8 protein-coding genes and 1 other RNA gene are annotated in these 12,271 nt (G+C 58.4%); 3 read left to right on the forward strand and 6 right to left on the reverse strand.

Translation table 11 applies throughout. The annotated features are described in order from the left end of the window. Window positions 1-77, forward strand: a non-coding RNA gene (locus tag A1WC_RS26380) — RtT sRNA. Window positions 78-278: 201 nt separating this feature from the next. Here A1WC_RS26380 and A1WC_RS10305 read toward each other — a convergent pair. After that, window positions 279-722, reverse strand: a complete 444-nt coding sequence (locus tag A1WC_RS10305) for an Lrp/AsnC family transcriptional regulator (RefSeq protein ID WP_004152249.1) — start codon at window positions 720-722, stop codon at window positions 279-281. Between the two features lie 107 nt (window positions 723-829). Here A1WC_RS10305 and A1WC_RS10300 point away from each other — a divergent pair, with 107 nt between their 5' ends. Next, window positions 830-1,726 carry a DMT family transporter gene (locus A1WC_RS10300; protein ID WP_008804405.1) on the forward strand — a complete coding sequence of 299 codons (897 nt, stop codon included), beginning with the start codon at window positions 830-832 and terminating at the stop codon, window positions 1,724-1,726. On the opposite strand, the gene narI is transcribed toward A1WC_RS10300, so the two are convergent. The 5 genes from narI to A1WC_RS10275 form a co-directional block, all read right to left on the reverse strand. Next, window positions 1,723-2,400, reverse strand: a complete 678-nt coding sequence (gene narI, locus A1WC_RS10295) for a respiratory nitrate reductase subunit gamma (protein ID WP_002910189.1) — start codon at window positions 2,398-2,400, stop codon at window positions 1,723-1,725. The two genes, A1WC_RS10300 and narI, sit on opposite strands and share 4 nt — an antisense overlap. Beyond that, window positions 2,400-3,110 (reverse strand): nitrate reductase molybdenum cofactor assembly chaperone, encoded by a 711-nt coding sequence (gene narJ / locus A1WC_RS10290; RefSeq protein WP_012541353.1) that lies wholly within the window; start codon window positions 3,108-3,110, stop codon window positions 2,400-2,402. The genes narI and narJ overlap by 1 nt, the downstream gene beginning before the upstream one ends. Continuing rightward, window positions 3,107-4,642 (reverse strand): nitrate reductase subunit beta, encoded by a 1,536-nt coding sequence (narH, locus tag A1WC_RS10285; protein WP_002910193.1) that lies wholly within the window; start codon window positions 4,640-4,642, stop codon window positions 3,107-3,109. The genes narJ and narH overlap by 4 nt, the downstream gene beginning before the upstream one ends. Next, the gene (locus tag A1WC_RS10280; RefSeq protein WP_012967818.1) at window positions 4,639-8,382 is read right to left on the reverse strand and encodes a nitrate reductase subunit alpha; all 3,744 of its coding nucleotides are present in this window, start codon (window positions 8,380-8,382) and stop codon (window positions 4,639-4,641) included. The genes narH and A1WC_RS10280 overlap by 4 nt, the downstream gene beginning before the upstream one ends. Before the next feature lie 405 nt (window positions 8,383-8,787). Further along, a complete protein-coding gene (locus A1WC_RS10275; RefSeq protein ID WP_016161319.1) occupies window positions 8,788-10,176 on the reverse strand; it encodes a NarK family nitrate/nitrite MFS transporter in 1,389 nt (462 codons plus the stop codon). A gap of 311 nt (window positions 10,177-10,487) precedes the next feature. On the opposite strand from A1WC_RS10275, the gene narX reads away from it, so the two are divergent. Next, window positions 10,488-12,266 carry a nitrate/nitrite two-component system sensor histidine kinase NarX gene (gene narX / locus A1WC_RS10270; protein WP_008804401.1) on the forward strand — a complete coding sequence of 593 codons (1,779 nt, stop codon included), beginning with the start codon at window positions 10,488-10,490 and terminating at the stop codon, window positions 12,264-12,266. Window positions 12,267-12,271 lie beyond the last annotated feature (5 nt).

Consider the following 12,271-nt stretch of genomic DNA (forward strand, 5'->3'; position numbering starts at 1 on the left):
AAGGTTCGACTCGAGCGCCAGCGAGAGAACGTTGCCGCAGGCAACGGCCCGAAGGGCGAGGCGCTTTAGCGCCGAGTTATCCTTCCCCCTCTATTCCCGCGCTCTCTGCAACCACCTGTACTGCTACCTCCTCGCTCGCGCTTCGCTTAGCGAGGCTACACACAATATTCTGCCTTACGGGCTGTACTGCTACCCCCTCGCTCGCGCTTCGCTTAGCGAGGCTACAGGTGGCGCCGTCTGGTAGCCCGGACAGGTGCGCAGCACCGCCTCCGGGAAACTCACAGCGGTGGCAAACGCCTTTTTACCGGCGAGCTTTTCACCACCGAGGTGTTACACTGCGCATACTCGGCCAGACCGTCCAGCAGGGTATCCAGCTGGGCAATATCGCGCACCACGAGGCGCATCACGAAACAATCTTCCCCGGTCACTTTGTCACTTTCAATGCATTCCGGCATCGCCTGGATATATTTATCCACTTTCTGCAGCAGCCCAGGCAGCGGCCGGACCCGCACCAGCGCCTGCAGGCTGTAGCCCAGCGCGGCGAGATTCACCCGCGCCCCATAGCCCTGAATGACGCCCCGCTCCTCCAGGCGCTTCACCCGCTCGGCCGTGCTCGGCGAGGTCAGCCCTACTCGCGCGCTCAATACCTTTAGCGAGACTCTGGCATCCTGAGTCAGGCAAGTGAGGATGGCCCGGTCAATTTCATCAAGTACGTCATTCATGTTTTTCACCTAATTATAAAAGGCATTCGCGTCTTTCTACCTTAATTCAGCCATATCACCCTGTCAGGGTTTTTCGCACAATAACTGAAAAATGATGGAGGTGAAAAATGCAACTTACCCGCGGCGTCTGGCAAATGAGCCTGGCAATGATAATCTCCGGCTCGATCGGCGCGTTCGTGCTGCTCTCTGGTTTGCCGGTGATGGATGTGGTGTTCTGGCGCTGCCTGATTGGCGCGCTAACCTTACTGGTGTTTATCGTGTTAAGCGGCCAGCCCTTCAGCCGGCTAACGCGTTTCACTCTCGCTCTGGCAGTGATTGGCGGCGCGGCGCTGGTCGTCAACTGGCTGCTGCTGTTTGCCGCCTATTCGCGGATCTCAATCGGTATGGCCACCGTGGTCTATAACACCCAGCCGTTTATGCTGGTACTGATGGGGATGGTGCTGGGGGAACGGGTCAGCGCCGTGAAATGGGGATGGCTACTGCTGGCCTTTGGCGGCGTAGTGATCCTGTTGTCAAGCGAGCTGACGTCTGCGCATGGAGAGGGGCTTACCACCGGCGTTTTGCTGGCGCTGGGCGCGGCATTCTTCTATGCCCTGACCGCCATTATCGCGCGCAAATTGCATCCGCTCCCCGCGCAGCATATCGCCTTTATTCAGGTGCTCGTTGGCGTCGTGATGCTGCTGCCGCTGGTCCATGCCCCCGAATGGACGGCCAGCTTCCCCTGGCGCTATCTGCTGATCCTCGGCATCGTCCATACCGGGATCATGTATCAGCTTTTATATAGCGCGATACAGAAACTGCCGACGCCCATTACCGGTTCGCTCTCCTTTATTTATCCGCTGGTGGCAATGGTGGTCGACTATCTGGTCTTCCACCATGCGTTGACCCCTGTGCAGTTGATTGGCGGAATGCTTATTCTGTTTGCCGCCGCAGGGAATAACCTCGGCTGGGGCGAAAAAAAACCCCGCCGCGGCGGGGTCAGTGAGCAATCGCAGGCCAGTTAGCGACGGGCGCGGACAATCTGGTATTTGCGCGTCAGGTATTCGACCGGCGCGCTCCAGATATGAACCAGACGGGAGAACGGGAACAGCAGGAACAGGGTCATGCCCAGCACCAGGTGAACGCGGAAAATAAACGCCACGCCATCCAGATGCTGCGACGCGCCGCCGTGGAACGTCACCACCGACTGCGCCCAGCCGACCAGCTTCATCATTTCACTGCCGTCCATATGCTGGGCTGAGAATGGTATCGTCAGCAGGCCGAGCGCACACTGCACCATCAGCAAGGAGAGGATCAGAATATCCGCTCCGGTGGTGGTGGCGCGAACGCGCGGGCTGAGCAGACGACGCTTGAGCAGCAGTAACCCGCCCACCAGGGTCATCACGCCGCAGGCGCCGCCGGCGATCATCGCCATCTTCTGCTTGACGTCGATCGGCAGAAAGGACTCATACATCCAGTGCGGGGTCAGCATGCCGAGGAAGTGGCCGGCGAAAATACCCAGGATGCCGATATGGAACAGGTTCGACGCCAGGTTCATCCCCTTACGATCCAGCATCTGGCTGGAGGCGGCGCGCCAGGTGTACTGGCCATAGTCATAGCGCAGCCAGCTGCCGATCAGAAACACCGAGCCCGCAATGTACGGATAAATGTCAAAGAAGAACATATTCAGGAAGTGCATTATTGCTGTCCTCCGTTAGAGATATTCAGATATTGCGGGGCTACGGCTCCGGCAAAACGACGCTGGTGAGCGGAAATTTCCGACTCGCCGCAGCCCTGGTCGGCAAAGAATTTGACCTGTTCTTCTTCCCAGACCGCGTCCAGCGCCTGCGGCGTATCGTCGCGCGCCTCGTCGGCAATCTTCTCCGCCACCTTCTGGCTGTCGACCTGAGTATTAGCCAGCTTCAGTAACAGCTCGAACAGCACCGCATAGCGACTTTCGCGCTGCTGCAGGCGCGCGCTGAGCAGGCCGAGGATCGGCGCGACGTCCCGCAGGCCGCCGAGCGCTTCCTCTTCCGGCAGTTGCGCCAGATACTCCAGATACAGCGGCAGATGATCCGGCAGCTCGTGGCTGTCAAGCAGCAGACCGTGGCGCTCATACTGCGCCATCAGATCCACCATCGCCTGTCCGCGATCGCGGGATTCGCCGTGGACATGTTCAAACAGCAGCAGCGAGGTGGCGCGGCCGCGGTCAAACAGTTCGCTATAGGCCGCCTGGGCGTCCAGCGGATCCTGAGCCACTAAATCGCGCAGGAAAACGCCCAGCGCGTGGGCATCCTCTTTGCTGAGTTTCTCTGATGACGCGAGCGCCTCGAACATCTCCTGCTGATGCTGCCATAAGGCAGCGTCAGGGTATTCGAGCAGACGCGACATAATCACGAGTTCAATCATGCGTGCGGCTCCGTTTTGCTGGTCACGTCGATAGCGTCGATGCGACGGCTGTTGAACAGGTTGAACTGGCTGTCCGAGCCGTGGCAGCCATCGCCAAAGCTGAAGCCGCAGCCGTTTTTCTCCGGAAACGCTTCTCGCGCCTGTTCACGGTGGCTGCTCGGCACCACGAAACGATCTTCGTAGTTAGCGATCGCCAGATAGCGGTACATCTCCTGGGCCTGCGCTTCGCTCAGCCCCACCTCTTCCAGCGCGCGGGTATCGACGACGCCGTCAACGGTTTCCGCACGTTTATAGTGGCGCATCGCCAGCATGCGTTTCAGGGCCAGCAGGACCGGCTGGGTATCGCCCGCGGTCAGCAGGTTCGCCAGGTATTGCACCGGAATACGCAGGCTTTCCACGTCCGGCAGAATACCGTTGCTACCCAATTCGCCAGCGTCCGCAGCCGACTGAATTGGCGACAGAGGCGGCACGTACCAGACCATTGGCAGGGTGCGATATTCCGGGTGCAGCGGCAGGGCCAGCTTCCAGTCCATCGCCATTTTGTAGACCGGCGACTGCTGCGCAGCCTCAATGACCCCCTGCGGTACGCCATCTTTTAACGCCTGTTCAATCACTTTTGGATCGTTTGGATCGAGGAACACATCCAGCTGGCGCTGATACAGATCTTTCTCGTTCTCGGTGCTGGCGGCGTTTTCAATCGCATCTGCGTCATACAGCAGTACGCCAAGGTAGCGGATACGGCCCACGCAGGTTTCGGAGCACACCGTCGGCATTCCGGATTCAATACGCGGGTAGCAGAAGATGCATTTCTCGGATTTCCCGCTCTTCCAGTTGAAATAGATCTTCTTGTACGGACAGCCGGTGATACACATCCGCCAGCCGCGGCACTTGTCCTGGTCGATCAGTACGATGCCGTCTTCTTCACGCTTATAGATAGCGCCGCTCGGGCAGGTCGCGACGCAGGCCGGGTTCAGGCAGTGCTCACACAAGCGCGGCAGATACATCATGAAGGTGTTTTCGAACTGACCGTACATCGCCTTCTGCATGTTGTCGAAGTTCTGATCTTTGGCGCGTTTTTCGAACTCGCCGCCGAGGATCTCTTCCCAGTTCGGACCGCTGGTGATCTTGTCCATCCGCTGGCCGGTGATCAGCGAGCGCGGGCGGGCGATCGGCTGATGTTTGCTTTCCGGCGCGTTATGCAGATTCTGGTAGTCATAATCAAACGGCTCGTAGTAATCATCGATCCCCGGCAGATGCGGGTTGGCGAAGATTTTACCCAGCAGCATCGCGCGGTTGCCCATGCGCGGCTGCAGTTTACCGTTGATTTTGCGGATCCAGCCGCCCTTCCATTTTTCCTGGTTTTCCCAGTCGTTCGGGAAGCCAACGCCAGGTTTGCTCTCCACGTTGTTGAACCAGGCGTATTCCATCCCTTCCCGGCTGGTCCAGACGTTTTTACAGGTCACCGAACAGGTATGGCAGCCGATGCACTTATCGAGATTCAGCACCATGCCGACTTGTGAACGAATTTTCATTTTACGCTCTCCTGTACCTGGTCGTTGCCTTCGCCGTCTAACCAGTTAATGTTCTTCATCTTACGTACCACTACAAACTCATCGCGGTTGGAGCCGACGGTACCGTAGTAGTTAAAGCCATAGGCCAGGTGGCCGTAGCCGCCGATCATGTGGGTCGGTTTTGGCGTAATACGGGTGACGGAGTTGTGGATCCCCCCGCGCTGACCGGTGATTTCAGATCCCGGCAGGTTCACGATGCGTTCCTGCGCGTGATACATCATGGTCATCCCGGCCGGTACACGCTGGCTCACCACCGCACGCGCCGTCAGGGCGCCGTTGGCGTTAAACACTTCGATCCAGTCGTTATCTTCGATACCCAGATCTTTCGCATCCGCTTCGCTCATCCAGACGATCGGCCCGCCGCGCGACAGGGTCAGCATCAGCAGGTTATCGCTGTAGGTCGAGTGGATACCCCATTTCTGGTGCGGGGTCAGGAAGTTCAGCGCCTTCTCCGGGTTGCCGTTGGACTTCTCGCCCATCACCGCTTTCACCGAACGGGTGTCGATCGGCGGACGATAGACCAGCAGGCTTTCACCAAAGTCGCGCATCCACTGATGATCCTGATACAGCGATTGACGGCCGGACAGCGTCCGCCACGGGATCAGCTCGTGAACGTTGGTATACCCAGCGTTATAGGAGACATGTTCATCTTCCAGGCCAGACCAGGTCGGGCTGGAGATAATCTTCCGCGGCTGCGCCTGAATATCGCGGAAGCGGATCTTCTCGTCTTCTTTGTTCAGCGCCAGGTGCGCGTGCTCGCGACCGGTGATCTCGCTCAGCGCTTTCCACGCCTTCACCGCCACCTGACCGTTGGTTTCCGGCGCCAGGGTGAGGATCATTTCCGCGGCGTCGATGGCCGTTTCCAGCTTCGGCTGGCCTTTCGCCGGGCCTTCCGCCTTGGTGTAGTTGAGCTTACGCAGCAGGTCCATCTCGCTCTGGGTGTTCCAGGCGATGCCTTTCCCGCCGTTGCCGATGGTTTCCAGCAGCGGACCGATCGAGGTGAAACGTTCGTAAGTCGCCGGGTAATCACGCTCAACCGGAATAATATGCGGCGCGGTTTTCCCCGGAATGAGATCGCATTCGCCTTTTTTCCAGTCTTTGACATCCAGCGGCTGCGCCATTTCCGCGGCGGAGTCGTGCTGGATCGGCAGCGTGACGACGTCGGTTTCTTTGCCGAGGTGGCCCACGCAGACTTCAGAGAATTTCTTCGCGATACCTTTATAGATATCCCAGTCGCTCTTCGATTCCCAGGCCGGGTCAACGGCGGCCGACAGCGGGTGAATAAACGGATGCATATCCGAGGTATTCATGTCGTCTTTTTCGTACCAGGTGGCGGTCGGCAGCACGATGTCGGAGTAGAGACAGGTGCTCGACAGACGGAAATCGAGGGTCACCACCAGATCCAGTTTGCCGTCGAGGCCGTTATCCCGCCATTCGACTTCTTCCGGCTTCACGCCGCCCTGCTTGCCGAGGTCTTTGCCCTGAATGCCGTTCTCGGTACCCAGCAGGTACTTGAGCATATACTCATGGCCTTTACCGGAGGAGCCCAGCAGGTTGGAGCGCCAGATAAACAGGTTACGCGGGTGGTTTTTGCCGTTTTCCGGCTGCTCGGCCGCAAAACGAATCGAGCCCTCTTTCAACGACTTCACGGTGTAATCCACCGGGGTCATGCCGGCTTTTTTCGCTTCATCAGCGATACGCAGCGGGTTCACCCCTAACTGCGGCGCAGACGGCAGCCAGCCCATGCGCTCTGCGCGCACATTAAAGTCGATCAGGTGGCCGCTGTAACGGGATTTATCCGCCATCGGCGACAGCAGTTCCTGCGCAGTCACGGTTTCATAGCGCCACTGACTGGAGTGGTTATAGAAGTACGAGGTACTGTTCATGTGGCGTGCCGGACGCTGCCAGTCAAGGGCGAATGCCAGCGGCTGCCAGCCGGTCTGCGGACGCAGTTTTTCCTGGCCCACATAGTGCGCCCAACCGCCGCCGCTCTGACCGACGCAGCCGCAGAAGACCAGCATATTGATCAGGCCGCGGTAGTTCATGTCGAGGTGGAACCAGTGGTTGAGGCCCGCCCCGACGATAATCATCGAGCGACCATGGGTCTTATCGGCGTTATCGGCAAATTCGCGTGCAGTGCGGATAATGTGCGCGCGGGAGACGCCGGTGATCTTCTCCGCCCAGGCCGGGGTGTAAGCTTTCATGTCATCGTAGCCGGTGGCGCAGTTTTCATCGTTCAGACCGCGTTCCAGGCCATAGTTGGCCATGGTCAGATCGTAAACGGTGGTCACCAGAGCGGTGGAGCCGTCGGCCAACTGCAGGCGTTTGGCCGGCAGTTTGTGCAGCAGAATATTTTCGAGGTCGACTTTGTTGAAGTGCTCAGAACCTTCGCCGCCGAAGTACGGGAAGCCGACGTTCGCCACTTCATCATGGCTGCCCAGCAGGCTCAGACGCAGCTCAATCTCTTCGCCAGTTTTACCGTCGCGCTGTTCGAGGTTCCATTTGCCTTTGTCGCCCCAGCGGAATCCGAGGGAACCGTTCGGTACGGTCATGTCGCCCTTCTCGTCAAAGGCGACGGTTTTCCATTCCGGATTGTTCTCCTGACCAAGGGAATCCACGAGGTCGGAGGCGCGCAGCGTACGGCCAGCGGCATAATAACCGTCGCGCTCCTCGAGCATCACCAGCATCGGCATATCGGTATAGCGGCGCACATAATCGGTGAAGTACTGGCTCGGTTTATCGAGATGGAACTCGCGCAGCATCACATGGCCCATCGCCAGCGCCATCGCAGCATCGGTACCCTGCTTCGGCGCCAGCCACAGATCGCAGAGTTTGGCGATTTCGGCGTAGTCTGGGGTGATCGCCACGGTTTTGGTGCCTTTGTAGCGGACTTCGGTAAAGAAGTGGGCATCCGGGGTACGGGTCTGCGGCACGTTGGAGCCCCAGGCGATAATGTAGCTGGAGTTATACCAATCCGCCGATTCGGGGACGTCGGTCTGTTCGCCCCAGGTCATCGGCGAAGCTGGCGGCAGGTCGCAGTACCAGTCGTAGAAGCTCAGGCAGGTGCCGCCGATCAGCGACAGATAACGGGCGCCGGAGGCGTAGGAAACCATCGACATCGCCGGGATCGGCGAGAAGCCGGCTACGCGGTCCGGACCATAAGTTTTCACGGTATAGACGTTGGAGGCGGCAATCAGCTCATTCACTTCCTGCCAGGAGGAGCGGACAAACCCGCCGCGACCGCGAGCCTGTTTGAAGCTTTTGGCTTTGTCGGCGTCTTCAATAATCGAGGCCCATGCCTCAACCGGATCGCTATGCTGAACTTTCGCTTCCCGCCACATCTTCATCAGACGTTTACGCATCAGCGGGTATTTCAGGCGGTTCGCGCTGTACAAATACCAGGAGTAGCTGGCGCCGCGCGGGCAACCGCGTGGTTCGTGGTTCGGCAGATCCGGACGGGTGCGCGGGTAGTCAGTCTGCTGCGTTTCCCAGGTCACCAGACCGTTTTTCACATAAATCTTCCAGCTGCATGAGCCGGTGCAGTTGACACCGTGAGTGGAACGCACAATTTTGTCATGCTGCCAACGTTGACGGTATCCATCCTCCCAGTCCCGGTTGGTGTTTAGAAGCTGGCCGTGCCCATCGGCAAAGGTTTCACCCTTCTGTTTGAAGTAGCGAAACCGGTCCAGGAATTTACTCATCGGGTTTCTCCTGATATGGAGCCTGACGGCTCTCTGATAAATCGACATTGCTGGATTTGCAGCGAAGGTAACGCTATGAAAGAGGGCGAGAATTGATGGCGATCAATCCGGACTGGCTTGTCAAAGCGGAGGGAAACCGCAATTACCACCAAGGTGGTATGAGATACTATTTTTTAATTTTATGTTTTATAAGCTTTTTTTCCTAAAAAGCCGTCATCATGGAAGGATTTGTTAACAAAGGAGGTATTAAGGGGTAGAGCCGTTTCGCTGGCAAGCCGTCCTTTCCCGGCTCTGTGGCCAATATGAATCAAATCATCCATTAGTATGTTGTAACTAACGAGTAACGTAAAAAAAGGCGCCGCCCTGGGAGCGCGCCTTTTCAAACGTCATGATGAACGCGGCGGATTACTGACGCTTACGGCCGTATACCGCCCAGGTGATGATCACGCAGGCGATATAGAAGATCAGGAAGATTTTCATCGCGCCGGCCGGCGAACCGGTCAGATCCAGCGAGATACCGAATGCTTTTGGAATAAAGAAGCCGCCGATGGCGCCAATAGCGGAGATAAAGCCCAGCGCCGCCGCAGTATCGGTCGCCGCCTCGCGCATCGCCTGCGCTTCGCTGCCGCCCTGGGCCTTCACGCGGTCCATGGTCAGCTTACGGAAGATCACGGAGATCATCTGGAAGGTGGAGGCGCTCCCCAGCCCGGCGGTCAGGAACAGCACCATGAACACCGCGAAGAAGGCGATGAAGTTGCCGCCCTGGCCGTTAGTCGGCAGGGTCAGGAACAGCAGCGCGCAGAAGACAGCCATCACCACGAAGTTGACCAGCGTCACGCGAGTCCCGCCGAGACGATCGGAGATCGCCCCGCCCATCGAACGCGCCAGCGCGCCAATAAAGGGGCCGAAGAAGGCGTAGTGCAGGATCTGCACGTCCGGGAACTGGGTTTTCGACAGCATGGCGAAGCCGGCGGAGAATCCGATGAAGGAGCCGAAGGTGGCCAGATAGAGCAGCGCCATAATCCACAGGTGCAGGCGTTTGAGCACCGGCAGCTGTTCGCTCAGCGAGGCTTTAGAAGACGACAGGTCGTTCATAAAGAACCACGCCGCCAGGGTGAAAATAATCAGGAAAGGTACCCAGATCCACGCGGCGTTTTCCAGATACAGCATTGAGCCGTCCGGCTGCTCGCTGCCGGTCCCGCCAAAAAAGGCAAACACTGAGACCGACACCACCAGCGGCGCGACCAGCTGCATCACGCTGACGCCCATATTACCAAGGCCGCCATTGACGCCGAGCGCCCCGCCCTGCTTCGCTTTCGGGAAGAAGAAGCTGATGTTAGCCATACTGGAGGCAAAGTTGGCCCCGGCGAAGCCGCACAGCAGCGAGATAATCACGAAGACGCTAAACGGCGTGGAAGTATCCTGGACCGCAAAGCCCAGCCAGACGCACGGAATAATCATGATCCCGGTGCTGAACGCCGTCCAGCGACGGCCGCCGAACAGCGGCACCATGAAAGCGTAAGGCACGCGCAATAAGGCGCCAGACAGCGCCGGCAGCGCGGTCAGCATAAACAGCTGATCGGTCGTAAACTGAAAGCCCACTTTGTTGAGATTAACGGCGACGGCGCTGAACAACATCCATACGCAGAACGCCAGTAACAGACAGGGAACTGAGATCCATAGATTACGGCTCGCCACACGGTGACCGCGCTGTTGCCAGAATTCAGGATCTTCAGGGCGCCAGTCGGTAATGACCGAGCGGTTAGCCTTCTCCGGGAGGGAAGATTGACTCATAGATACCTCTGATTATTCATATTTCCTGCCGCTACCTTAGGGGTTGCCCGGGGCGGTAAGTTGATATAAATCAAAGGAAAAGCGCGCACTAATTTGTGCAAAAATAAACCATGCTCCGAAGTGAGTAGAGAAAGGTGAGGAAAAAAGTGTGGTTTTTCACGCGGCTGCCGGGTTGCGTATAACCCCACCCCCAATAGCGCCTACCACCGACAATTAAGGAGTAACTCTTTAGGGGTATGGGTATACTCCAGGGGATAGCCGAGAATAAGCGCCACTCCCGGAGAGATCACCGGTCAGGAGCCACGCATTCCATGTTAAAACGTCTTTTTACTCCGCTGACGCTGGTCAATCAACTGGCGTTAATCGTGCTGCTCGCCACCATTATTGGCGTCGCCGGCATGGCGATCTCCGCGCGTCTGGTGAACGGCGTCCAGGGCAGCGCCCACGCGATTAACAAGGCCGGTTCATTGCGTATGCAAAGCTACCGGCTGCTGGCGGCGATCCCGCTGAATGAAAACGATCAAAAGCTGGTGGCGGACATGACCGCCACCGTCTTCAGCCCCGAGCTGCAGAATTCCGCCCGCCGCGACGGCCAGGAACAACAGTTAAAAGCGCTGCAGCAATACTGGCAGCAGGCGCTGGCCCCCGGCATGCAGCGTGCGGTTAACCAGGCTGAAGTGGCCCAGGATGTCGCCGACTTTGTCGATCGTATCGACCAGCTGGTCACCGCATTCGACCACACCACCGAGCAGCGTATCGAGCGGGTAGTCTGGATCCATCGCATTCTCGCCATTGGTATGGCACTGCTGCTGATTTTTACCATCATCTGGTTACGCGCGCGCCTGCTGCGGCCGTGGAAACAGCTGCTGGGCATGGCGCGGGCGGTCAGCCAGCGCGATTTCACCCAGCGGGCGCACATCAGCGGGCGTAACGAAATGGCGACCCTCGGCATGGCGCTGAATAACATGTCGGAAGAGCTGGCGGAAAGCTACGCGGTGCTCGAGCGGCGGGTGCAGGAGAAGACCGCCGGGCTGGAACAGAAGAACGAGATCCTTGCTTTCTTATGGCAGGCCAATCGCCGGCTGCATGCCAGCGCCCCGCTCTGCGAGCGGATTTCACCGGTACTGAATGGCCTGCAGGGGCTGACGCTGCTGCGCGATATCGAGGTACGGGTTTACGACCTGGAAGACGAAGATAATCACCAGGAGTTTACCTGCCACTCGGATGATGAGTGTGATGATAAAGGCTGCTACCTCTGTCCACGCAATCTGCCGCCGCTGCCGGATGGCGGAACAACGCTGAAGTGGCGGCTGTCGGATGCGCATAATCAGTACGGCATTCTGCTGGCGACGCTGCCGGTTGGCCGCCATCTCAGCCACGACCAGCAGCAGCTGGTGGACACTCTGGTGGAACAACTGACCAGTACCCTGGCGCTGGACCGCCATCAGGAGAAACAGCAGCAGCTGATCGTCATGGAAGAGCGGGCCACTATCGCCCGCGAGCTGCACGACTCCATCGCCCAGTCGCTGTCCTGTATGAAGATGCAGGTCAGCTGTCTGCAGATGCAGGGCGACGCCTTACCGGCGGAGAGCCGCCAGCTGCTGGGGCAGATACGCAACGAGCTGAATACCTCCTGGGCCCAGCTGCGCGAGCTGTTAACCACCTTCCGCCTGCAGCTGACCGAGCCGGGACTGCGCCCGGCGCTGGAGGCCAGCTGTCAGGAGTACAGCGCCCACTTCGGCTTTACGGTACAGCTTGATTATCAGCTTCCGCCGCGCTTTGTACCGTCGCATCAGGCCATTCACCTGCTGCAGATCGCCCGCGAAGCGTTAAGCAACGCCCTGAAGCATGCCAGCGCGACGGAAGTGACCGTGACGGTGTCACAACGCGATAATCAGGTCCGTCTGGTGGTGGCGGATAACGGCCGCGGCGTGCCGGATCACGCCGAGCGGAGTAACCATTACGGTTTAATTATTATGCGGGATCGCGCCCAGAGCTTGCGCGGTGACTGTCAGGTACGACGCCGGGAAACCGGCGGAACCGAAGTGATCGTCACGTTTATCCCGGAAAAAACGTTTTCCATCCAATAAGGAGA

It is taken from the genome of Klebsiella sp. KTE92, assembly GCF_000398905.1.
Lineage (GTDB): Bacteria > Pseudomonadota > Gammaproteobacteria > Enterobacterales > Enterobacteriaceae > Klebsiella > Klebsiella variicola.